23 protein-coding genes are annotated in these 21795 nt (G+C 62.6%); 14 read left to right on the top strand and 9 right to left on the bottom strand.

Going from position 1 to position 21795, the window contains the following annotated elements:
• Positions 1-11: 11 nt before the first annotated feature.
• The 7 genes from LSO07_RS25825 to LSO07_RS25795 all read right to left on the bottom strand — a co-directional run bounded on the left by LSO07_RS25825 (position 12) and on the right by LSO07_RS25795 (position 6023).
• Positions 12-1259: a DUF3426 domain-containing protein gene (locus LSO07_RS25825; protein WP_151097015.1), complete on the bottom strand. Its 1248-nt coding sequence runs from the start codon at positions 1257-1259 to the stop codon at positions 12-14.
• An 8-nt stretch (positions 1260-1267) separates the two neighbouring features.
• A complete protein-coding gene (prmA, locus tag LSO07_RS25820; protein ID WP_034780253.1) occupies positions 1268-2212 on the bottom strand; it encodes a 50S ribosomal protein L11 methyltransferase in 945 nt (314 codons plus the stop codon).
• Positions 2209-3624, bottom strand: a complete 1416-nt coding sequence (accC, locus tag LSO07_RS25815; RefSeq protein WP_034746622.1) for an acetyl-CoA carboxylase biotin carboxylase subunit — start codon at positions 3622-3624, stop codon at positions 2209-2211. Before accC ends, prmA begins: the two co-directional genes overlap by 4 nt.
• Before the next feature lie 101 nt (positions 3625-3725).
• Positions 3726-4187: an acetyl-CoA carboxylase biotin carboxyl carrier protein gene (accB, locus tag LSO07_RS25810; protein ID WP_151097013.1), complete on the bottom strand. Its 462-nt coding sequence runs from the start codon at positions 4185-4187 to the stop codon at positions 3726-3728.
• Between the two features lie 91 nt (positions 4188-4278).
• Complete coding sequence (aroQ, locus tag LSO07_RS25805; protein ID WP_034746628.1) at positions 4279-4716, bottom strand: type II 3-dehydroquinate dehydratase; 438 nt, start codon at positions 4714-4716, stop codon at positions 4279-4281.
• An 82-nt stretch (positions 4717-4798) separates the two neighbouring features.
• Positions 4799-5365 carry a TlpA family protein disulfide reductase gene (locus LSO07_RS25800; RefSeq protein ID WP_034780251.1) on the bottom strand — a complete coding sequence of 189 codons (567 nt, stop codon included), beginning with the start codon at positions 5363-5365 and terminating at the stop codon, positions 4799-4801.
• Between the two features lie 19 nt (positions 5366-5384).
• Positions 5385-6023 carry a hypothetical protein gene (locus tag LSO07_RS25795; RefSeq protein WP_151097011.1) on the bottom strand — a complete coding sequence of 213 codons (639 nt, stop codon included), beginning with the start codon at positions 6021-6023 and terminating at the stop codon, positions 5385-5387.
• A gap of 151 nt (positions 6024-6174) precedes the next feature.
• Between LSO07_RS25795 and mpl the strand changes: the two genes are divergently transcribed.
• From mpl to LSO07_RS25750, 9 genes are all read left to right on the top strand, one after another.
• Positions 6175-7515 carry a UDP-N-acetylmuramate:L-alanyl-gamma-D-glutamyl-meso-diaminopimelate ligase gene (gene mpl / locus LSO07_RS25790; protein ID WP_231773024.1) on the top strand — a complete coding sequence of 447 codons (1341 nt, stop codon included), beginning with the start codon at positions 6175-6177 and terminating at the stop codon, positions 7513-7515.
• A complete protein-coding gene (locus LSO07_RS25785) occupies positions 7512-8096 on the top strand; it encodes a YqiA/YcfP family alpha/beta fold hydrolase (RefSeq protein ID WP_151097007.1) in 585 nt (194 codons plus the stop codon). Before mpl ends, LSO07_RS25785 begins: the two co-directional genes overlap by 4 nt.
• Positions 8093-8707: a chorismate--pyruvate lyase family protein gene (locus LSO07_RS25780; RefSeq protein WP_070281552.1), complete on the top strand. Its 615-nt coding sequence runs from the start codon at positions 8093-8095 to the stop codon at positions 8705-8707. Before LSO07_RS25785 ends, LSO07_RS25780 begins: the two co-directional genes overlap by 4 nt.
• A 2-nt stretch (positions 8708-8709) precedes the next feature.
• A complete protein-coding gene (locus tag LSO07_RS25775) occupies positions 8710-10797 on the top strand; it encodes a ribonuclease catalytic domain-containing protein (protein ID WP_151097005.1) in 2088 nt (695 codons plus the stop codon).
• Positions 10798-10936: 139 nt separating this feature from the next.
• Positions 10937-11794, top strand: coding sequence for an energy transducer TonB family protein (locus LSO07_RS25770; RefSeq protein WP_034780245.1), 858 nt, complete (start codon positions 10937-10939; stop codon positions 11792-11794).
• Between the two features lie 11 nt (positions 11795-11805).
• Positions 11806-12633 (top strand): shikimate dehydrogenase, encoded by an 828-nt coding sequence (aroE, locus tag LSO07_RS25765; RefSeq protein WP_151097969.1) that lies wholly within the window; start codon positions 11806-11808, stop codon positions 12631-12633.
• A complete protein-coding gene (gene mtgA / locus LSO07_RS25760; protein ID WP_070255932.1) occupies positions 12630-13355 on the top strand; it encodes a monofunctional biosynthetic peptidoglycan transglycosylase in 726 nt (241 codons plus the stop codon). Before aroE ends, mtgA begins: the two co-directional genes overlap by 4 nt.
• Before the next feature lie 222 nt (positions 13356-13577).
• Positions 13578-14543 carry a magnesium/cobalt transporter CorA gene (corA, locus tag LSO07_RS25755; protein WP_034746658.1) on the top strand — a complete coding sequence of 322 codons (966 nt, stop codon included), beginning with the start codon at positions 13578-13580 and terminating at the stop codon, positions 14541-14543.
• 286 nt (positions 14544-14829) lie between these two features.
• Positions 14830-15546, top strand: coding sequence for an HAD family hydrolase (locus LSO07_RS25750; RefSeq protein WP_151097003.1), 717 nt, complete (start codon positions 14830-14832; stop codon positions 15544-15546).
• 5 nt (positions 15547-15551) lie between these two features.
• On the opposite strand, the gene hemL is transcribed toward LSO07_RS25750, so the two are convergent.
• Both hemL and thiD read right to left on the bottom strand, forming a co-directional pair.
• The gene (hemL, locus tag LSO07_RS25745; protein WP_034780241.1) at positions 15552-16841 is read right to left on the bottom strand and encodes a glutamate-1-semialdehyde 2,1-aminomutase; all 1290 of its coding nucleotides are present in this window, start codon (positions 16839-16841) and stop codon (positions 15552-15554) included.
• 45 nt (positions 16842-16886) lie between these two features.
• A complete protein-coding gene (gene thiD, locus LSO07_RS25740) occupies positions 16887-17744 on the bottom strand; it encodes a bifunctional hydroxymethylpyrimidine kinase/phosphomethylpyrimidine kinase (protein ID WP_034780239.1) in 858 nt (285 codons plus the stop codon).
• 96 nt (positions 17745-17840) lie between these two features.
• Between thiD and LSO07_RS25735 the strand changes: the two genes are divergently transcribed.
• From LSO07_RS25735 to LSO07_RS25715, 5 genes are all read left to right on the top strand, one after another.
• On the top strand, positions 17841-17993 hold the full coding sequence (locus LSO07_RS25735; protein WP_034780237.1) for a rubredoxin: 153 nt from the start codon (positions 17841-17843) through the stop codon (positions 17991-17993).
• A gap of 85 nt (positions 17994-18078) precedes the next feature.
• Positions 18079-18501, top strand: coding sequence for a response regulator (locus LSO07_RS25730; RefSeq protein ID WP_070255929.1), 423 nt, complete (start codon positions 18079-18081; stop codon positions 18499-18501).
• Positions 18502-18537: 36 nt separating this feature from the next.
• Positions 18538-18903 carry a response regulator gene (locus LSO07_RS25725; protein ID WP_034780235.1) on the top strand — a complete coding sequence of 122 codons (366 nt, stop codon included), beginning with the start codon at positions 18538-18540 and terminating at the stop codon, positions 18901-18903.
• A 59-nt stretch (positions 18904-18962) separates the two neighbouring features.
• Positions 18963-19544, top strand: coding sequence for a chemotaxis protein CheW (locus tag LSO07_RS25720; RefSeq protein WP_070256117.1), 582 nt, complete (start codon positions 18963-18965; stop codon positions 19542-19544).
• Positions 19544-21781 carry a methyl-accepting chemotaxis protein gene (locus tag LSO07_RS25715; RefSeq protein ID WP_034780233.1) on the top strand — a complete coding sequence of 746 codons (2238 nt, stop codon included), beginning with the start codon at positions 19544-19546 and terminating at the stop codon, positions 21779-21781. The genes LSO07_RS25720 and LSO07_RS25715 overlap by 1 nt, the downstream gene beginning before the upstream one ends.
• The last annotated feature ends 14 nt before the right edge of the window (positions 21782-21795 follow it).

The raw sequence follows: 21795 nt of genomic DNA, 5'->3' as shown, positions 1-21795 counted from the left end.
GATAGTGTCTGTTAAGGGTAAAAGATGGCGATATGGTAGCCAGACGCCGTGAGCTGGTCTAATGCGAAATACAGTTTGATGGTTTGTTCCGAGCGCGGCGCAAACCCCGTGCTCACGTCGATCGTGGCCGGCAGGTAGTCGCGCGGCGCGATCACGCGGCGCAAGACCGGCTTGTCGTTGGCGTCGTTGAGTATCAGTTCGATGCTGGGCCAGGCTTGCACGCTGCGGCTCTGGTTGCGCAGCAGCGAGACGTAGGAAAAGGTCTGTTCCTTCAAGGTTTGCAACTCGCCTTGCTCGATGGCCAGCGCCTCGATCTGCGCCGGCAAGTCGACCTGGCAGCCACTGAGCTTGCACAGCGCGACCAGGGTCGGCTTCCACTGCGGAAATTGCGCCGCCAGCGGATTGAGGAAGGTGGTCATCACTTGCAGGAATAGTAAAAGCAGCAGTGCTACCGAGCCGATGGCCATGGCCACGCGCAAGGCCTTGCCGCTCTGTTCGCGGCGCCGGCCCAAGGTCACAAAGGCCGGCTCGTCGTCGGCCGGCGGCAGGATGGGTTCTTCCTGCTCTTCGGCGGCATCCGGCGCGACGGGGGCGGCGGGCAATGGCGTGAAGGAATGGTCGGCCAGCGTGGGTTCCCGGCGCGCGGGCTTGTCCAGACTGACTTTTTCAGCGGCAGGCAATGCCGGAGCGGCCGGGGCTGCCACCGTTTCCAGGTTTGGTTCGCGGCGGCTATCGCGCAAATACGTTGCGAAGGCGGGCGCGTCATCGATCTGGCGGCGCTTGAAGGGCGCCATCGGCTGGGGCAATGGTGGTTCGGGCAGCTCTGCCGGTGTTGCAGCAGATTCAGGCAGGTCGAGCGGTGTAGCGGCAGGCGTGTCGGCCAGCGCCTCGTCAGGCAGTGCCACGTCGAGGTCCAGCTCGATGTGCTCGCCATCGTCTTCGTTCTCCTTGAGCTGCGCCGTTTCCGGCAGGATGCCGAACGGGTCGAACGAGGTGTCGAAGTCGAGGGAATAAATGGGTTCGTCGTCCGTGGCGGACGGCAGGCTGTTGTCGGCCGGATAACTGGTTGGCAGGGGAGCGGCAGTGCCGGGGGCGGACGTTAAAAACGGCGATGCCGCGGCTGGATCGATCAGCGCGGCATTGCCGTCAAACACTTCCCTGCACGTGCCACAGCGCACGATGCCCCCACGTAACTTCAATTGGTCAGCAGCGACCCGAAATATCGTGTTGCAATGGGGGCATTTGGTGGCGAGGGCCATTGCTGTGCTTATGCACCTTCCGCGCGGGGCGCAGGTGCTTGCGTGCTGCCCAGGCGGCCATGCAGGGCCACCCAGCCATCTTGCTCGGCCCACACACCCAGCTGGATGAATGGTGCGTAGGCAGCCGCCACTTCTTCCGCCTGGCGTGCCAGCACGCCGGACAGGATCAGCGCGCCGCCATCGGCGACACGGCCCGACAGCATCGGCGCCATCAGCTTCAATGGGCTCGACAGGATGTTGGCGACGACGATGTCAAACTTGGCCGTGGCGTGTGCCGAAGTGGCAAACGTGTCTGGCAAGAAATATTCGATCTCACACTGGTTGCGTTCGGCATTGTCGCGCGCCGATTCGATCGCTTGCGGGTCGATGTCGACGCCGGCCACCGTTTGCGCACCGAGTTTCTTGGCCACCATGGCCAGGATGCCGGAACCGCAACCGTAGTCGAGCACGGTCTTGCCAGGGGCCGGATTGGCTTCCAGCCATTCCATGCACAAACGCGTGGTCGGGTGGCTGCCCGTACCGAAGGCCAGGCCAGGGTCCAGTTCCAGGATCAGGCCGTCAGGATCCGGTGCCTCGTGCCAGCTGGGCACGACCCAGATATTCTTGCCGATGTGAATCGGGGCGAATTGCGACTGGGTCAGGCGCACCCAGTCCTGCTCTTCGACGGGGCGCATGGCAAAGGCGGGAACTTCCGCCATGCCGACCGCCTGGGCCGCAGCGGCCACGATGGCGGCCTGGTCGGCGTCGACGTCCGTCAGCGCCACCACGCGGCTGCGTTCCCACGCCGCTTCCTTCGGTTCCATGCCCGGTTCGCCAAACAGCGGCTGCTCGGCATCCGTGCCTTCATCGGCGTCTTCCACCGAGACCGACAGGGCGCCCGCTTCCATCAACGCGTCGGACATGGCCTCGGCGTTGTCACGGGCGATTTCGATGACGATTTCCGTCCAGCTCATGCGCCCGCCTTGATTTCGGACTTCTTGGCGATGCTGGGGCTGCCGCCATTCAGGTTCTTGCCCAGGTCCGGCATGTCGGCCAGTTTCTGTTCCAGATAGTGAATGTTGGTGCCGCCTTCGATGAAGCGCGCGTCGATCATCAGTTCGCGGTGCAGGGCGATGTTCGTGTTGATGCCTTCGACCACCATTTCGGACAGGGCGATCTGCATGCGGCGGATCGCCTGCTCGCGCGTGGCGCCGTAAGCGATCACTTTGCCGATCATCGAGTCGTAGTGCGGCGGCACGTAGTAGCCGGCGTAGGCGTGCGAGTCGACGCGGATGCCAGGACCGCCCGGTGCATGCCACGACACGATCTTGCCTGGCGATGGCGTGAACTTGAAGGGATCTTCGGCGTTGATGCGGCACTCGATGGCGTGGCCCGACAGCAGGACGTCGCGCTGGCGGAAACGCAGTTTTTCGCCGGCCGCGATGCGGATCTGTTCTTGCACGATGTCGATGCCGGTGATCATCTCGGTAACCGGATGTTCCACTTGCACGCGGGTATTCATTTCAATGAAATAGAACTCGCCGTTTTCGTACAGGAATTCAAACGTGCCGGCGCCGCGGTAGCCGATCTTACGGCAAGCTTCGGCGCAACGGTCGCCGATTTTCTCGATCAGTTTGCGCGGGATGCCCGGCGCTGGTGCTTCTTCGATCACTTTCTGGTGGCGGCGCTGCATGGAGCAGTCGCGCTCGCCCAGCCAGACGGCGTTCTTGTGTTCGTCGGCGAGGATCTGGATTTCCACGTGGCGCGGATTTTCCAGGTACTTCTCCATATACACTTCAGGGTTGCCGAAGGCCGTGCCGGCTTCCGTCTTGGTCATCGCCACGGCGTTGATCAGGGCCGCTTCCGTGTGCACCACGCGCATGCCGCGTCCGCCACCGCCACCGGCGGCCTTGATGATGACCGGGTAGCCGATCTTGCGGGCAATTTGCACGATCGCTTTCGGATCGTCCGGCAACGCGCCTTCCGAGCCGGGTACGCACGGTACGCCAGCCTTGATCATGGTTTGCTTGGCCGACACTTTGTCGCCCATCAAGCGGATCGATTCGGAGCGGGGGCCGATGAAGACGAAGCCCGATTTCTCGACGCGTTCGGCAAAGTCGGCATTTTCCGACAGGAAGCCATAGCCTGGGTGAATCGCTTGCGCATCCGTCACTTCAGCAGCGCTGATGATGGCGGGCATGTTCAGGTAGCTCAGGGACGACTGTGCCGGGCCGATACAAACGGATTCGTCGGCCAGCTTGACGTATTTCGCGTCCTTGTCGGCTTCGGAGTGGACTACAACCGTTTTAATGCCCATTTCGCGGCAGGCGCGCTGAATACGGAGGGCAATTTCACCACGGTTGGCAATCAGGATTTTTTCAAACATGGTAGGTTCGCGTATGTCTGTGAGAGCCGGCGAGCCGGCGAAACAACAAGTGTGAGGGGCTAAAACTGCAAACGGCCGTTGCCGGCCGTGTGGACTGGGTTTTAGCCGATCACAAACAAGGGTTGACCGAATTCGACCGGTTGGCCGTTTTCAACCAGGATCTGGGTCACGACACCGGCTTTATCGGAGTCGATTTCATTCAGGAGCTTCATCGCTTCGATGATGCACAGGGTATCACCTTCCTTGACGGTCGAGCCCACTTCAACATAGGCGGCGCTGCCAGGAGCGGAGGAACGGTAGAAGGTACCGACCATCGGCGACTTGACCACATAGCCGGTTGGCTCGGCGGCGACCACGGCAGCAGCAGCCGCTGGTGCTGCGGCTGGCGCGGCTGGCTGGTATTGGGCTTGCATGCCTTGCGGCTGCATCATGACCATCTGGTTTTGCGGCATGGCCGACGATTTGACGATGCGAACCTTGCTTTCGCCTTCGGTAACTTCCAGCTCTGCGATATCCGATTCGGCGACCAGGTCGATCAAGGTCTTGAGTTTTCGTAGATCCATGTAAAACCCCTAGGAATGTAGTTTGTTTTATGAGTGATGCGGTGATGTCCAAGAACCTATCGCCGCGCTAAATGCGTGCAGATCGCGTAGATTAACGTTTTTTAAGCGCAAAGTCGATGGCAAACCGATATCCATCGATACCCAGGCCGCAGATCGTCCCCTGCGCGATCGCGCTGAGAAATGAGTGATGTCGAAACGTTTCGCGTTGATAAATATTCGAGATATGGACTTCCACGAACGGGATGGCGACCCCGGCCAGCGCATCGCGCAAAGCAACGCTGGTATGGGTCAGGCCGCCCGGATTGATGACGATGGCATCGATCCCTTCCGCTCGCGCGGCATGGATGCGGTCGATCAGCGCGCCTTCATGGTTGCTTTGAAAGCAAACCAGGTCGGCACCGGCCGCCATGGCTTGCGCCATTGCTGCCTGCTCGATATCGGCCAAGGTGCTGGCGCCGTAGACCTCAGGCTCGCGCGTTCCCAGCAAATTCAGGTTGGGACCGTTGAGCAGAAGGAGGTTTTTTGCCATGTATGGAAGACCGTTTTAGCGAAAGTTCCGCATTTTGCCGCCAAAGATACGCATTGGCAAGAGAAAAAAGCACGCTCCGAATTTACAATTTATCCAGATCGGCGCGCAACTGATCAAATTTCAAGCGGCCCAGATAGGTCTTTTTGACTTCGCCATCGGCGCCGATCAGCACCGTAAAGGGCAAACCGCCCGTGGCATTGCCAAAATGACGCGACAGGTCGGTGCCGCTCATGCCGGACACATACACGGGATAGGCGATCTTGACCTTGCTGGCAAAAGTGGCAATATTACTGGCCGAATCGATGCCGATACCGATCACCTGCAGGTTTTTCGCCCCGTAGTGGCCTTGCACTTCGGATAACTCCGGCATTTCTTCCACGCACGGCGGGCACCACGGTGCCCAGAAATTGACCAGCAAATTCTTGCCTTTCCATTGCGACAAGGCTTGCGTGGCGCCTGCCGCGTCCGGCAGGGACAGCGCATACAGCTCGTTGACGGGACCCGTCGCGCCTGGCGCGATGGCGGTCGTCAGCGGTCCCGCTTCCTTCTCCGCTTCTTTCGCTTTTTCCTTGCTCAAACCGACGTAAGCGCCCATGCCGCCAAACATCAACGCCACGATGGCACAGGCGATCCAATTCTTTTTTGTCATAACTTTATCTATATCAATGTTAGTCGGCAGCCGGCACGCCATCGGCGAGGCTGGCGGCCAGCAGGCTGCGCAGCCCGGCGATATCGGTGCGCAGCACCTTGCCGTCCGCCTTGGCTTTCAGCGCGCCGCGCATATCGTCGAGCTCATACAGGGCCGCGTGCACGCCTTCGTTTTTCCACAAGAAACTGGCTGTCTCGACCGCATCATAACGCGCTCCCTTGAAATGCGGGCTTTCGGACATGTCGAGCACGACATTTTTATTGAGCAGGAAGATGTGGATTTCCTTGGCGCTCTCGGCAAACAGCTGCAAATAGATCTCGTCGTGGGGGCCGGCCGTGCCATTGAACACGGGGCCGCTGAGCAGAGGATGAAATTGTTGCAATGCCTCCATCACCTGCAGCGCGATCGTGCGCAGCTGGAACAATCGCGCCGGCTGGCTGTCGGCCAGGAACAGGGCATTGTATTGGCGCACCTGTTCTTCGATCATGTCGTTGTCAGGCAGTATATTGGGCAGGTTCGGCGCGTCACCGAGGACTTGCCGCGCCGCCTTGCGCTTGGCGCTGCCATAGTCGGCGCCATCCTGCGCCACGAGGCGCGCGGCAGCGGCAGCGATTTCCAGGCGCAACTGCGCGCTATCGTCAAATGCATCGTTTGTCATGAGCGAGATGATACTCCGAAGCGGAAAAAGTCATGGCGTCAGGTAAAATCCTGCACTTGCTGTTTTTTATCTCACCGTCTTACTTACTTAAGCGTGCACCTTTCGCACTGATCACATGCATATTCATATTCTCGGCATTTGCGGTACCTTCATGGGCGGCCTGGCTGTCCTGGCCAAGGAAGCCGGCCATAAAGTCACTGGCTGCGATGCCAACGTGTATCCGCCGATGAGCACCCAGCTGGAATCGCAGGGAATCGAACTGATCCAGGGCTTTGATCCGGAACAAACCAAGCTGAACCCGGATTTGTATGTGATTGGCAATGTGGTTTCGCGCGGCAACCCGCTGGTGGAAGAAATCCTCAACCGCAGCCTGCCGTATGTATCCGGCCCGCAGTGGATCGGTGAACACATCTTGCGCAACAAGTGGGTGCTGGCCGTGGCGGGCACGCATGGCAAGACGACAACCTCGGCCATGCTGGCCTGGATACTCGAAGACGCGGGCTACGCGCCGGGCTTCCTGATCGGCGGGGTACCGATGAACTTTGGCATTTCCGCCCGCCTCAGCGGCAAAATCGAGGGCAAGAGCGCCGACTCGGACTTCTTCGTCATCGAAGCCGATGAATACGACACGGCCTTCTTCGACAAGCGCAGCAAGTTCGTGCATTACCACGCGAAGACGGCCGTCATGAATAACCTGGAATATGATCACGCCGACATCTTCCCCGATCTGCACGCGATCGAGACGCAATTCCATCACCTGGTGCGCACCGTGCCCGGCATTGGCCGTCTCGTGTTCAACGGCGACGAAGCGTCGCTGCAGCGCGTGCTGGCGCGCGGTTGCTGGAGTGAAAAGGAAAGTTTTGGTCAAGATGCTAACTGGCAACTGCAAGAGCAGGCCGATGGCAGCTTCGACGTGTATTTCAATGGCCAGCAGGAAGGCCATGTGGCATGGGCGCTCACGGGCAAGCACAACCGCAGCAATGCGCTGGCGGCCATCGCCGCCGCGCGCCACGTGGGCGTGCCGATTGCCCAGGCCTGCGCTTCGCTGGCCAGCTTCGAGAGCGTCAAGCGCCGCATGGAAGTGCGCGGCGTGGTCAACGGCATTACCGTGTACGACGATTTCGCGCACCACCCGACGGCCATTGCCACCACCGTGGGCGGGCTGCGCCAGAAGATAGGCAGCAGCGGCCGTATCCTGGCCGTGCTGGAACCGCGTTCGAACACCATGAAGCTGGGCGCCATGAAAGATGCGCTGCCGGGCAGCCTCAAGGATGCCGACCTGGTCTTCGGTTTCGGTAGCCATGCCGCGCTGGGCTGGAGCCTGGGCGACGCGTTGGCGCCGCTGGGCAAGATTGCCAGCGCCTACGAAGACATCGATACCTTGGTGGCCGCCGTGGCCGCCAGCGCCCGTCTCGGCGACCAGATCGTGGTCATGAGCAACGGCGGCTTTGGCGGCGTGCACCAGAAGTTGCTGGAGGCGCTGGGCCGATGATTCTGTACCTGCATGGATTTCGCTCGTCGCCCCTGTCGATGAAGTCGCGCCTGCTGGCCGCGCAGATGCAGGCGCTGGGCCGCGAGGCCGAATGGCTGTGCCCGCAATTGCCGGCCTCGCCCAAGCTGGCCATCGAACTGGCCCTGTCGCTGGTCAAGGATGTGGCGTCGGCGGACCTGACGATCATCGGCTCCTCGCTGGGCGGCTATTACGCCACCTGGCTGGCGGAGCGGCTCGGTTGCCGCGCCGTGCTGCTGAACCCTGCCATCGTGCCCCTGATCGACCTGGAACAGCATGTGGGCGTGACGACCGAGTTCCATTCGGACAAGCCATTCGAGTTCAAGCGCGAATACATCGACGAGCTGCGAACCTTTGCCGTAGAGAAAATTACCGAGCCGCAACGCTATTTCCTGATTGCCGCCACGGGCGATGAAGTGCTCGACTACCGCGACATGGTGGCGCATTATCAGGGGGCGCAGCAGTGCGTCATCGATGGCAGCGACCATGGCATCAGCGAATTTGCCGCATACCTGGCGCCCGTGCTGGCATTTTGCGGCATCGACGCGGACGCGGCCAAGTGAGGCCGGGATCGCTGCGGCAGGCGCAATGGCATGCGCACGTGAACGCCGTCAATGCGCCGCCGGCCTTGCGCCACTGGCTCACGGGCGGCGGTTCGCTGACGGCCAAACTGAAAGCGCATAGCCAGGCGTTCCGCGTGCAATGTTTGCATCAGAAAACATCGCGCTGTTTGACGGACGAGGCCGCCATCATTGGTTTGCACCGCGCGGGCCGGGTATGGGAACGCGAAGTGCTGTTGCGTTGTGATAACAAACCGGCCGTGTTTGGCCATACCGTCGTGCCCATGCAGGCGACGGCCACGGACTGGCCCTTGTTTTCCGCGCTGGGCGAGCGCTCGCTGGGCACGACCTTGTTTGGCGACCGCATGGTGCGGCGCGGCGAACTGGAATTTGCCCGCTTGCGCGCCGGCCACCCGCTGGTGCAGCGGGCGCAGGCGGCGCTGGCATTGGAAGGGCAGCGCGCCGGCGAGCAGGCGCTGTTTTTTGCCCGCCGCTGCCTGTACCAGCGTCACCAGGGATTGCTGCTGGTAACCGAAGTATTTTTGCCGGCGGTGCTGGAGTTGACGTCCGTCACTCGCACCGTTGCAACCGACACATTAATAAACAAAGCATAACAATGAATCTATTTTTTGAAGAATCCGGCGATTTCAAGGTCGGCACGGTCCTGTCGCAAGCGGGTGAAGCGTACCAGGTCGAAATGGCCAGCGGCAAGCGTACCAAGGTCAAGGTCAAGGATGTGCTGCTGCAGTATGAAAAACCGGCTCCGGCCGAGCTGCTGGAGCAAGCCAAGGCCGTTGCTGCCGAGATTGACCTCGATTTCCTGTGGGAAGTGGCGGGCGAAGACGAGTTCGGCTTTGCCGAGCTGGGCGCCGAGTATTTCGGCCACGCACCGTTGCCGCCGGAAGCGGCCGGCCTGATCCTGGCCCTGCATTCGGCGCCCGTGTATTTCTACAAGAAAGGCCGTGGCCGCTACAAGGCGGCGCCGGAAGCGTCGCTGAAGGCGGCATTGGCCGGTATCGAAAAGAAAAAGCAGCAGGCGCTGGTGCAAGCCGCCTATGTGGAAGAGCTGAAACAGAACCGCTTGCCTGCCTCGATGCAGCCCATGGTGCTGCAACTGCTGTTCAAGCCGGACAAGAACACGATTGAATACAAGGCGCTGGAAGCGGCGTGCACGGAATTGCACACGACGCCGCCGCGTTTGATGCTGGCTGTCGGCGGTATTGCTTCACCGAAAGATTTGCACCTGTCGAAATTCCTCTTCGAAAACTTCCCGAAAGGCGCCGGCTTCCCGAGCGTGCCCGTGCCGTCCGTGACGGCCAAGCTGCCGCTGGCCGACGTGGCCGCCTTCTCGATCGACGACGTGACCACGACCGAGATCGACGATGCCTTCTCCGTGCAGCCGCTGCCCGATGGCACCGTGAAAGTGGGTATACACATCGCCGCGCCGGGGCTGGGCATCCGCCCGGAAGACGTGATCGACAAGATGGCGCGCCAGCGCATGTCGACCGTCTACATGCCGGGCGACAAGATCACCATGCTGCCGGACGAAATCGTCAACGCCTTCACGCTCGCGGAAGGCACGACGTGCCCGGCCCTGTCGCTGTACGCCACGCTGGACCCGAAAGCGGACTGGGCCGTGGTCAGCACGCAGACGCGCGCCGAGCTGGTGCCGATTGCCAGCAATTTGCGCCATAACCAGCTGGATGACCTGGTCAACGAGGAAACCCTGGCCAGCGGCGAAGGCGAGTACCCGCACAAGGCCGATTTTGCCGTGCTGTGGCAATGGGCGCAGCAGCTGGAACAGGGCCGCATGAAGAAACGCGAAGCGTTCGGCTTGAAGCCGGAACAGAATAACCGCGTCGATTTCAATTTCTATGTGGAAAACGACATCGTCACCGTGGCGCGCCGCAAGCGTGGCGCGCCGCTCGACAAGATCGTCGCGGAACTGATGATTTTTGCCAACAGTACCTGGGGCAAGATGCTGCACGACCATGGCGTGCCCGGGATCTACCGCAGCCAGGGCGGCGGCAGTGGCAATAGCTGGGCGGCAAAGATGCAGGTGCGCATGGTCACCCATGCGGCGCCGCACCAGGGCCTGGGCGTCGATCAATATGCGTGGAGCACCTCACCGTTGCGCCGCTATACGGACCTGGTGAACCAATGGCAAATCATCGCTTGCGCCGAGCATGGCGTGACGGCGCCGCTGGTGGCCCCGTTCAAGCCGCGCGATGCGAATCTGTTCGCCATCGTTTCGGCCTTCGACGCCGCGTATGCCGCGTATGGCGATTTCCAGTCGAACATGGAACGCTATTGGTGCTTGCGCTGGCTGCACCAGGAAAACGCGCGCCAGGTCGATGCCGTCGTGCTGAAAGACGAGATCCTGCGCCTGGTCGACATTCCGCTGGTCATCAAGCTGCCGGGCATGCCATCGGTGGCGCGCGGCGCCCAGGTAAAACTGGACTTGTTGCGCTGGGATGAGGTCGACCTGAGCATCGAAGCGCGCCTGCTGGAAATCGCCGCCGTACCGGATGCGGCGGCCGATGCCGAACTGGATTACGAAGAAGAATCGGGTGACGAAGGCGCCGACGAGGGCGACGTGGCGCCGGAAGCATCGCCGGAAGCGGCGAACCAGGTCAGCGACGCCGATGCGGAAGTGGCGGAACTGGCCAGCGAAGACGTGGTCAGCGAACCCGAGGTCAAGTAAGGCCGTCGTCAGGCCATCAAGGCGGTGCTGAAAACTGTTGCCGGCACCGCCCTTTGACGTAGAATTCAGCCATCTTGTTATGGTGTGTTTGTTGCGAATTGGGTTGCGCGTGAAGTCTTTCCGAGAGAATCGTTTCCTGATGATTGCCGTGGCGGTATCGCTGCTGGCGCACGGCGCCTTGCTGGCGATGCATTTTGTCGCCCCGGCCCCGCAGCGGGCCGTGGCTACCGATCCCGGCCTGGAAGTGATCCTGGTCAACGCCAAGCATGCGAACAAGCCGCTGAAGGCCGATGCCCTGGCGCAAGCCAATCTCGACGGTGGCGGACAAGCCGACAAGGGCCGCGCCAAGTCGCCCTTGCCCGACATGCGCCAGGTGGAAGAGGGCGACAGCGTCAAGGCCAGCGCCCGGCGCATTGCCGAACTCGAGCAGAAGCAGCAGGAGCTGCTGACGCAGGCGGCCAGGCCGACGCCCTACAGCGCCGCGCCCGTTACGGAAAAAGACAAGCCCAATCCGCTCGCATCCGGTTCGGACTTGATGGAAAGCAGCAAGGCCATCGCGCGCATGGCGGCCGAGATCAGCCAGACCGTGGAAGACCAGAACAAGCGTCCGCGCAAGACTTTCATTACGCCCAGCACGCAGGAAGTCGGCTACGCCATGTATTACAAGACCCTGCAAAAGCGCATCGAGGAAATCGGCACCCTGAATTTCCCGCAAAAGAATGGCCGCAAGATGTATGGCGAACTGGTTGTCTACATCCCCATCTTCCAGGATGGCACGATTTACCAGAAGGAAGGCGGCGCCCGCGTGGAGAAAAGCTCGGGCAACCCCGCGCTCGATGCGGCGGCCCTGGCCATCGTGCGCCGCGCGGCGCCGTATGGGCGTTTCCCACCGAACATGTTGTCAAGTGATAAGGATGACCTGTGGGTCGTCATTACCCGCTTCAAATTTACGCGCGAAGAAAAAATGGAAGCTAACCTGACTGGCGGCAGCAATTGAACAAGCAAGAAATGAATCCCGATCAATATTGTGTCTTCGGCAATCCCATCGCCCATAGCAAGTCCCCCTTGATCCACGCCGCGTTTGCCCTGCAGACGGGCGAGCCCATCGTCTACGATCGCCGCCTGGCGCCGCTCGATGGCTTTGCCCTGGCGGCCCGTACGTTTGCCGCCGAGGGCGGCAAGGGCGCGAACGTGACGGTGCCCTTCAAACTGGACGCGTGCGCGCTGGCCACCGTCCTGACGCCGCGCGCGCAAGCGGCCGGCGCCGTCAATACCCTGCGTTTCGATGGCGATACCATTCTTGGCGACAATACCGATGGCGCGGGCCTGGTGGAGGACATCGTGCGCAACGCGGGCGTGAGTGTCTCCGGCAAGCGCGTCCTGCTGCTGGGCGCGGGCGGCGCGGCGCGCGGCGTCGTGCTGCCCTTGCTGGAACAGGGGCCGCAGGAAATCTACATTGCCAACCGCACCGTGGCCACGGCCGAGGCGCTGGTGGCGCAGTTTGCCGATGCGCTGGCGCACCCCGGTCAGTTGCGCGCCGGCGGCTACACGCAGCCCGATGGCGTCTTTGATATCGTCATCAATGCCACCTCGGCCAGCCTGGCGGGCGACTTGCCGCCCGTGCCGCCGGGAATCTTCGGCGATCACACGCTGGCGCTGGACATGATGTATGGCGCCCAGCCCACCGTCTTCATGGACTTTGCCGCGCAGCATGGCGCGCAGGTGCGCGATGGCCTGGGCATGCTGGTGGAGCAGGCGGCCGAAGCGTTTTACGTGTGGCGCGGCGTGCGGCCGCGGACGCAGGATTTGCTGGCGCAATTGCGCAGTGCCCTGTGAGCGCCGGCAAGAAGGGCCAGCGCCGCAGCGGCAGCCGCTACGGCTGGATCAAGTGGCTGTTCATCGTTCCCGTGCTGGCGTTTATCGTCGTGCAGCTGTATTTCTTCCTGCAAATCTGGTGGTGGGTCGAGCATAACCCGTCCAGTACGGCTTTCATGCGCGAACAGTTGTCTGTCTTGCAGGATAAGAATCCCAATGCCACCATCAAGCAGACGTGGGTGCCGTACAACCGCATTTCGAACAACTTGAAACGGGCCATCATCGCTTCGGAAGACGCGAATTTTTCCGAGCATGAAGGCGTGGACTGGGAAGCCTTGCAAAAGGCATATGAAAAAAACAGCAAGAAGCAGAAGGTCGTGGCGGGCGGTTCCACCATCACGCAGCAGCTGGCGAAGAATCTGTTCCTGTCCGGCTCGCGCAGCTATGTGCGCAAGGGCCAGGAACTGATCATCACGTATATGCTGGAAAGCCTGATGGAAAAGCAGCGCATTTTCGAGATTTATTTGAACGTGGTGGAGTTTGGCACGGGCATCTTCGGCGCCGAGGCGGCCGGGCGCCACTATTACCGGGTCAGCGCGGCGGGCCTGAGCGCCGGGCAGGCGGCAAAACTGGCCGTGATGCTGCCGAACCCCCGCTTTTATGACCGTCACCGCGATACGGGCTACCTGAACCGGCGTACGGGCGTGATCCTGCGCCGCATGGGAGCGGCGGAACTGCCTTGATGGCAGCCGGCTTTCTTTGTATAAAGTTAAAGCTGCCTGATTGGCACTATTGCGGCGCAGCATCTTAATCGGCACCGGTTGGTGCAACGCCGCACTTTTTCCGTGAAAAAGCGGTGCCGGGGGTGGTCGTGAAAAGGCCTTTGCGGGTACACTTGCGCTGTTTTCATTTTTGGCGCCAGCGCCAGCACATCACGATAACCCAACATCCGGCTGAGAGCGCGCATGATCAATGTCTTTGTATTACAGAATGGCCGGCTCAACCAGGTGCCGATCGACAGCCGCGCAGACCTCGAAAATGCCGAACCGGTGTGGGTCGACCTGACCGACCCTACCGATGATGAACGGGCCTGGGTCAAGGCCATCTACAACGTCACCCTGCCGGGCGAAGACGAAGTCAAGGATATTGAAGCGTCGGCCCGCTATTACGAAGCGGAAAACGGCGATTTGCACCTGCGCACAGATTTCCTGCGCGAAGAGGACGATGGTCCCTCGCGCGTCATCACGGTCGCCTTCATCCTGGCCCGCAAGATCCTGTTTTCCATGCATACGGACGACTTGCCCGTGTTCCGCCTGGTGCGCATGCGCGCCCGTTCGCGGCCCGGCTCGATTGCCGACTACATGGACGTGCTGCTCGACCTGTACGCCACCGATGCCGAATATTCGGCCGACGTGCTCGAAGGCATCTACCAGAACCTGGAAGAAGTCAGCACGCGCGTGCTGCAAAAGGAATTTACCGATGCGCACGCGGCCGAAGCGCTGAATGCGATTGCCCACGAGGAAGATTTGAATGGCCGTATCCGCCGCAACATGATGGATACGCGCCGCGCCGTGAGTTTCCTGATGCGCGGCCGCTTGCTCAATTCCGAGCAGTTCGAGGAAGCGCGGCAGATTTTGCGCGACATCGAATCGCTGGACGGCCATACCTCGTTCCTGTTTGACAAGATCAACTTCCTGATGGATGCCACCGTCGGTTTCATCAACATCAACCAGAACAAGATCATCAAGATCTTCTCGGTGGCCAGCGTGGCCTTCCTGCCGCCGACCCTGATCGCCAGCGTATACGGCATGAACTTCAAGCTGATGCCGGAACTGGAATGGTCGTTCGGCTATCCGTGGGCCTGGGGCTTGATGATCACCAGCGCCATCGCGCCGTTCCTGTACTTCCGCCACCGCGGCTGGCTGAAGTAAACCGCATCGCCGGGGCGCTTTCCGCGTCCCGGTTTCAAGACGAACGCAGCGAATTCAAAAATCAGCGATAATCACTGGTATTGCGTGGTATTGAATTGGTATTTACGCGTCGACGCCTGCCTGGCGCCCGATTCTTTCCCCCGTTGGCTGCCTTTTGCAGAAAAGTATCGTCATTCAGACGTTTTCTGCGTGGTAGCGTCCGCCTGTTCCACCTATGATCGTTGCGATGCCTGCCTTGGCCGGCTGGCCGCCGCATTTCCCGTCACCGTTGCCTTCTGGAGAGTCCATGCCTGATACCGCCACCACCCCACTGCGCTATACCCATTTGATCAGCGACTGCGATGGCGTGCTGATCGACAGCGAAGCCGTGGCCCTGCAAGCGCTGCTGGAATTGCTGGGACCGCGCCTGCAGAACCTGCCCGAGGGCGTCACCCTGCAAGGCTTGATCGAGCCGCGCCTGGGCCAGCGCCTGGTGCCGCTGATGCAGGATATCTACAAGGAGCTGGGTTTGCCGCCATTGCCGGCCGACGAGATCATGGCCATCGGCAACGCCGTCGATGCGGCCTGCGACGCGCAGCTGCGCGCCGTGCCTGGCGTGGCGCAGGCGCTGGCAGCCATTCCCCTGCCCAAGGCCGTCGCTTCGAACAGCGTCAGCGCGCGCGTGCTGTCGGCGCTCGAGCGGACCAGCATGGCGCCGCTGTTCGACAAGCGCGTCTTTACGCCGGACCTGGTGGGCCACGCCAAGCCGCATCCGGGCGTCTACCTGGCGGCAGCTGCCGCCTTCGGCGTGCCGCCAGGCCAGTGTCTGGTGCTGGAAGACAGCGTCACGGGCGTGACGGCGGCCGTGGCGGCGGGCATGACGGTGCTGGGGTTTATTGGCGGCGGGCATATCGCGCCCGGCCAGGAAGCGCGCCTGAAGGCGGCCGGTGCGCATGTCGTGTTCAACGACATGGCCAGGCTGCCGGCGCTGGTGGCCGCGGTGATGGACACCGCGGCCGTGTAAAACGCTTAGGCCAGTTTGGCAAAGACCTTGCGCGCGGCGGCGATGGTGGCGTCGATGACGGCGTCATCGTGCTGCGCCGAGACGAAGCCTGCCTCGAAGGCGGCGGGCGCGAAGTATACGCCTTCGTCCAGCATGGCGTGGAAGAAGGCGTTGAACTTGCTGCGGTCGCCCGCCATCATTTCCGCGTAGCTGGTCGGCGGGGTGGCGCTGAAATAGATGCCGAACATGCCGCCGATGTAGTCGGCGCAGAAGACCACGCCCGCTTCTTGCGCGGCGGCGGTCAGGCCTTCGGCCAGGCGCTTGGCCGTGGCGCCCAGCTGCTCGTAGAAGCCAGGCTGCTGGATCAGTTTCAAGGTAGCCATGCCGGCCGCCACGGCGACCGGGTTGCCGGACAGGGTGCCGGCCTGGTAGACGGCGCCCAGCGGCGCCATGTTGTGCATCAGCGCCGCGCTGCCGCCGAAGGCCGCCACCGGCATGCCGCCGCCGATCACCTTGCCCAGCGCCGTGAGATCGGGCTTGATGCCGTACAGCGCCTGCGCGCCGCCCAGGGCCACGCGCAAGCCGCACATGACTTCATCGAAAATGAGCAGGGCGCCGTGCTGCGTGCACAGTTCGCGCATCGCCTGCAGGAATTCCGGCGTAGCTTTCACCAGGTTCATGTTGCCGGCCACCGGTTCGACGATGACGCAGGCGATTTCCGCGCCGAAGCTGTCGAAGGCGTCTTTCAGCTGCTCCACGTTGTTATAGTCGAGCACCAGGGTGTGCTTGACGAAATCTTCCGGCACGCCGGCCGACGTCGGGTTGCCGAAGGTGAGCAGGCCGCTGCCCGCTTTCACCAGCAGCGAGTCGGCGTGGCCGTGGTAGCAGCCTTCGAACTTGACGATCTTGTCGCGTCCCGTGGCGCCGCGCGCCAGGCGCAGGGCGCTCATGGTCGCTTCCGTGCCCGACGATACCAGGCGCACCTGTTCGATCGATGGCACCAGGCGCGTGATTTCCTCGGCCATCAGCACTTCGCCTTCCGTCGGCGCGCCGAACGACAGGCCCAGCGCGGCAGCATCCTGCACCGCCTTCACCACTTCCGGATGGGCGTGGCCGACGATGGCCGGGCCCCACGAGCCGATGTAGTCGATATAGCGCTTGCCGTCCGCGTCCCAGAAGTACGGGCCTTCGGCGCGCGTGATGAAGCGCGGCGTGCCGCCGACCGAGCGGAAGGCGCGCACGGGCGAATTGACGCCGCCTGGCGTGGTTTTTTGTGCGCGGGCAAACAGGATGTCGTTTTGTGAAGTCGTCGTCATGATAATCGTGCCTTGAAAGTGGATCGTTGTCTGTGTCGTCTGTGCTTATTGGGCGCCGCGCTGGCGCTGTTGCCGGAACAGGCGGTTCGGCACCAGCTTGCCCATGCCGTGGCGCTGCGCGTGGGCCAGGGCGCCGGCCGTGAATTCCTGCGCCGCCACGACCACCTGCGGCACATCGTCTTCATCATTCGCCAGGGCCAGCAGGGCGGTGGCGGCGGCAGACAGGGTGCTGCCGGCACCGTTGAAGATGCCGGGCAGGTGCTGCCATTCGTCGTGGCGTACCACGCCGTCCTCGCCGAACAGGGTGTTGGCGCGCAGCTTGCCTTCGGCCGTGCCGGACTTGCTGGCGTCGGCCGGCATGCCGGTGACGAGCACGTATTCGCAGCCCAGGGCGACCAGGTAGTCGACGTCGTTTTGCAGGGTGTCGTCCGGATCGGCGTCGCGCCAGGTCTCGGCCAGGCGCTCCAGTTCCACCGGCGAGAGCACCAGCAGGGTGGTTTGCGGGATCAGGAGCTGGCGCACGGCCGTCAGGATGTCTTCATCGTCCATGCCCTGTTCCGGCAGCGCCGAAATGAAGGGATCGAGGATCAGCGGCACGTTCGGATAGTCGGAGACGATTTCGGCGATGGCCGTGACGTTTTCCACGCTGCCCAGCGCGCCGATCTTGATGGCCGAGACGGACATGTCTTCCAGCAGCACGCGCGCCTGGTCGGAAACCCAGTCCGGGTCGACCGCCTGTACGTCTTCCACGCGCGCCGTATCGCTGATCAACAGGCCCGTGGTGACGGACAGGCCATGGCAGCCGAAGGCTGAAAACGTGGCCAGGTCGGCCTGGATGCCGATCGCACCGACCGGATCGGACACGCCGAAGCTTAATATGAGGGGAGAAGTTTGGTTTTGCACGGCGGGTAGATTAAGATACCTAATTCAGCATTTTACTTGATTGAAGGGTGGCAGAACGTGAGTAGCAACGAAACAACGCAGCAATTCCAAACGTGGATGTGTCTTATTTGCGGCTGGGTTTATGATGAAGCGGCCGGCATGCCCGACGAAGACATCGCTCCGGGCACGCGTTGGGCCGATGTTCCGATGAACTGGACCTGTCCTGAATGCGGTGCGCGCAAGGATGATTTCGAGATGGTGGCGCTGTAATCAATCGAGATTCATGGGATGCCGCTGCCGCACGCAGGTATGGCGGCTGCCTGTGCTATGGTATGAAAGATTGTCGAATAATCACATGACGCGTCCCTTTTTGCCCGAGGCGCCGCCCGATGCCGTGTGCGCCAGCGCCACGATACTCGTCATCGACGACAGCGCGACGATACGCAGCGCGGCCGCGAAGATCCTGGGCGAGGCCGGTTATCGCGTGGTGGTGGCGGAAAACGGCTTCGATGCCCTGGCCAAGATCGCCGATTGCCGGCCGGCGCTGATCGTGTGCGACATTGTGATGCCGCGCCTGGACGGCTACCGTACCTGCGCGCTGATCAAGGCCAGTGCGGCCTTCCACGCCACGCCGGTGCTGATGCTGTCGTCGAAGGAAGGCTTGTTCGACCGCGCGCGCGGGGCCATGGCGGGCGCCAGCGCCTGCCTGGCCAAGCCGCTGGCGCGCGAGGCGTTGCTGGAGGCCGTGCGGTTGCACCTGGCCGGGCATTTTGAATAAGTGTTTTTATTGATTGACAACGCAGCAAGGAAGCAGATGGCCATACACACAATTCTGATCGTCGACGACTCGCCGACAGAACGCTATTACCTGAGCGAGATGCTGGTGCGTGCCGGTTATGCCGTCCTCACGGCGCAGGATGGCGCCGACGCGCTGGCGCAGCTCAAGCAGGCCAGGCCGGATCTGATCCTGATGGACGTGGTGATGCCCGGTGCGAATGGCTTCCAGATCACGCGCGCGATTGCGCGCGATCCCGAACTGCAGGACGTGCCGGTGATTATCTGCTCCAGCAAGAGCCAGGAAACGGATCGCATCTGGGGCTTGCGCCAGGGCGCGCGCGATTACCTGGTCAAGCCGGTGGTCGAAGCCGAGCTGCTGGCCAAGATCGCCGCGATTTCCTGAGAATGCACACGATGCCAGGTCACGGCGTGTCCACAGCGGCCCTTTCGCCTGCCGCTGCCATGCCATCTTTCGAGACGGGCGCGCGGCAGGGGCGCTTGCGCCAGTATCAGCTGCAATTGATCGAGCGGATACAGGCCGCGCGCAGCGGCGCGCTGGCAGCGCGCAAGGAACTGGGCGTGATGCTCGGTGGCCGGCCGTGCCTGCTCGACCTGACGCAGCTGGGCGAAATCGTGATTGCTTCCGGCGTGCAGATCCAGGGCGTGCCGCTGGCGCAGGACTGGTACCTGGGCCTGGCGGCCATGCGCGGACGGCTGACGGCGGTCGTCGACCTGGCCCGCTACATGGGCGAGCCGGCTTGCGTGTCGGGCAATCACTGCCGCATCATCACGTTTTCTCCCCGTCTGGGCCTCAATTGCGCCCTGCTGGTCGAACGCGTGCTGGGCTTGCGCCAGTTGCGCGCGATGCAATCCGTGCGCGTTCACGATGCGGCGCAGGGTGTGCTCCCATCGTGGGCGGCGCAGGCGCTGCGCGACAGCGAAGGGCAGCAGTGGCTGCGCCTGGACCTGGCGCAGCTGGCGCAATCGGAACGCTTCCTCGATGCCGGCTTTGACGGCTACCCCGACCACAAGGATATTTGCTGATGGGCGCCAATTCCCCCATTCTGGCGGCCGGCATGCCCGAAGCGCAGCACGCTGCGGACGCGCCGGCATCGGCGGCAGACCTGCCGCTGCGCCTGCGCGACGCGCTGGGACGGCGCAAGTCGCTGGCCAGCGCGCCGGTCAGCGACTTGAAGCTGCCGCTGATCGGCCATTTTCCGCTGCAAAAGCAGCTGAGCATCCTGTCGACGCTGATGGCCCTGAGCCTGGCCGCCAGCCTGCTGTTCGTGGGGCTGAACACGCGCAGCGGCAATATCGCCTCGGCGCAAACGCAGCTGGCCAGCGATGCGCTGATGCATTCGCAGCGCATCGGCAAGGCCGCGCCCAACGCCGTGCAAGGCAATCCGGAAGCCTTCCGCCAGCTCGAGGAAAGCCGCAATGAACTGAACCAGGATTTCCGCCTGATGCTGCGCGGCGGGACGTATCACGGCCGCGATATCGGCGAGTCGCGTGCCGCCCTGCTGGCGGCGGTGGCCGACGCGCGCAAGAAGTGGGCCAGCAGCGACCGCGCGGCCAGCACCATCTTGCGCCTGAAGCCGGAGCTGGGCGAATTCGACAAGACCTTGCAGCAATTGAATGGGCTGTCGCCGGCGCTGCTGGCGCAGACCGAGGAAATCGCCGCGCTCAAGGTGCAGCGTGGCGGCAATGCGCGCGACCTGGCCGTCATCGGCCGCCTGATGATGCTGAGCCAGCGCATGAGCCGCAGCGCCAGCGAGTTTCTCTCGTCGGGCAGCATCAGCTCGGAAACGGCATTTTCGCTGGGACGCGACACGACGTATTTCCGCACCGCCGTGGAAGGCTTGCTCAATGGCAGCGTGTCGCTGCAATTGGCGCCCACGCGCGACGCCGAACTGCGCGACCGCCTGGTGGCGTTGAAAGCCAGTTTCGACACGTACCAGAAGCTGGTGTCGTCGATACTCGACCGGCTCGACAAATTCAGTTCGGCGAAAAGCGCCGAACAGCTGATCTTCAACGAGAACGAAGACCTGCGCCAGCGTTTGACCCTGCTGCAGCAGATGTATCACGTGAACCAGGAAACCCTGGGCATCGCCTTCTGGATGATGGTCGGCGGCGTGTTGCTGACCCTGATCGCGGCGGCCGGCATCGGCCGCGTGCTGCTGCAGGACTCCGTCAACCGCACGCGCGACGCCGAGCGGCGGCGCCAGGAAGCGGAAATCCTGCGGCTCCAGTCGCAGGGAAAAGAGGAAGAGGCGAAGGCCAGGAATGAGCAGAACCAGGCGGCCATCCTGCGCCTGATGAATGAATTGCAGAAGGTCGCCGATGGCGACCTGACGGTGCAGGCGACCGTGTCGGAAGACATCACGGGCGCCATCGCCGATTCCGTCAACTACACGGTGGAGGAATTGCGCGGCCTGGTGGGGAGGGTGACGGCGACGGCCGAACAGGTCAATCGCGCCTCGACGCAGGCGCAAAGCATTTCCAGCAAGCTGCTGATCGCGTCGCAGCAGCAGTCGCGCGAAATCCAGGGCGTCAGCGCCACCGTGGTCAAGATGGCCAATGCGATTACCGACGTGTCGAAGTCGGCCAGCGTCTCGGCCGACGTGGCGCGCCAATCGGTGGCGGCCGCGCAGCAGGGTTCGACGGCGGTGGAAAACGCCATCAAGGGCATGCATGAAATCCGCGAGCAGATCCAGGATACGTCCAAGCGCATCAAGCGCCTGGGCGAATCGTCGCAGGAAATCGGCGAGATCACCGAGCTCATTTCCGACATCACCGAGCAGACCAATGTGCTGGCGCTGAACGCCGCCATCCAGGCCGCATCGGCCGGCGAGGCGGGGCGCGGTTTTTCCGTCGTGGCCGAGGAAGTGCAGCGCCTGGCCGAACGCTCGGCCGCCGCCGCCAAGCAGATCGGCGCGCTGGTGCGCACCATCCAGGCCGATACCCAGGATGCGACGCGGGCGATGGAAACGTCCACGCAGGGCGTGGTCGAGGGCGCGCGCCTGTCGGACGCGGCCGGCGCAGCCTTGAACGACATCAGCCAGGTGTCGAAACACCTGGCAGAACTGATCCAGGGCATTTCGTTCGCCACCGGAACCCAGGCCGGTTCGGCCAGCGGCGTGGCCTTGAATATCCAGCATATCCTGAGCGTGACGGAGCAGACCCAGGATGGCACGCAGCAAACGGCGCAATCGATCCATAAACTGTCGATGCTGGCGCAGGAACTGAAGAATTCGGTGTCGCGCTTCCGCGTCGCCGCCTGAACGCCGCGCCAGTC

The organism is Janthinobacterium sp. PLB04 (assembly GCF_021165895.1).
Taxonomy (GTDB): Bacteria; Pseudomonadota; Gammaproteobacteria; order Burkholderiales; family Burkholderiaceae_D; genus Janthinobacterium; species Janthinobacterium lividum.
This window is presented reverse-complemented; position numbering and strand designations above follow the sequence as displayed.

Coding starts and splice junctions, on each gene's coding strand:
- LSO07_RS25825 (WP_151097015.1), bottom strand. CDS start 1,259: ATGGCCCTCGCCACCAAATGCCCCCATTGCAACACGATATTTCGGGTC.
- prmA (WP_034780253.1), bottom strand. CDS start 2,212: ATGAGCTGGACGGAAATCGTCATCGAAATCGCCCGTGACAACGCCGAG.
- accC (WP_034746622.1), bottom strand. CDS start 3,624: ATGTTTGAAAAAATCCTGATTGCCAACCGTGGTGAAATTGCCCTCCGT.
- accB (WP_151097013.1), bottom strand. CDS start 4,187: ATGGATCTACGAAAACTCAAGACCTTGATCGACCTGGTCGCCGAATCG.
- aroQ (WP_034746628.1), bottom strand. CDS start 4,716: ATGGCAAAAAACCTCCTTCTGCTCAACGGTCCCAACCTGAATTTGCTG.
- LSO07_RS25800 (WP_034780251.1), bottom strand. CDS start 5,365: ATGACAAAAAAGAATTGGATCGCCTGTGCCATCGTGGCGTTGATGTTT.
- LSO07_RS25795 (WP_151097011.1), bottom strand. CDS start 6,023: ATGACAAACGATGCATTTGACGATAGCGCGCAGTTGCGCCTGGAAATC.
- mpl (WP_231773024.1), top strand. CDS start 6,175: ATGGGCGGCCTGGCTGTCCTGGCCAAGGAAGCCGGCCATAAAGTCACT.
- LSO07_RS25785 (WP_151097007.1), top strand. CDS start 7,512: ATGATTCTGTACCTGCATGGATTTCGCTCGTCGCCCCTGTCGATGAAG.
- LSO07_RS25775 (WP_151097005.1), top strand. CDS start 8,710: ATGAATCTATTTTTTGAAGAATCCGGCGATTTCAAGGTCGGCACGGTC.
- LSO07_RS25770 (WP_034780245.1), top strand. CDS start 10,937: ATGATTGCCGTGGCGGTATCGCTGCTGGCGCACGGCGCCTTGCTGGCG.
- aroE (WP_151097969.1), top strand. CDS start 11,806: ATGAATCCCGATCAATATTGTGTCTTCGGCAATCCCATCGCCCATAGC.
- corA (WP_034746658.1), top strand. CDS start 13,578: ATGATCAATGTCTTTGTATTACAGAATGGCCGGCTCAACCAGGTGCCG.
- LSO07_RS25750 (WP_151097003.1), top strand. CDS start 14,830: ATGCCTGATACCGCCACCACCCCACTGCGCTATACCCATTTGATCAGC.
- hemL (WP_034780241.1), bottom strand. CDS start 16,841: ATGACGACGACTTCACAAAACGACATCCTGTTTGCCCGCGCACAAAAA.
- LSO07_RS25735 (WP_034780237.1), top strand. CDS start 17,841: ATGTGTCTTATTTGCGGCTGGGTTTATGATGAAGCGGCCGGCATGCCC.
- LSO07_RS25730 (WP_070255929.1), top strand. CDS start 18,079: ATGACGCGTCCCTTTTTGCCCGAGGCGCCGCCCGATGCCGTGTGCGCC.
- LSO07_RS25725 (WP_034780235.1), top strand. CDS start 18,538: ATGGCCATACACACAATTCTGATCGTCGACGACTCGCCGACAGAACGC.
- LSO07_RS25720 (WP_070256117.1), top strand. CDS start 18,963: ATGCCATCTTTCGAGACGGGCGCGCGGCAGGGGCGCTTGCGCCAGTAT.
- LSO07_RS25715 (WP_034780233.1), top strand. CDS start 19,544: ATGGGCGCCAATTCCCCCATTCTGGCGGCCGGCATGCCCGAAGCGCAG.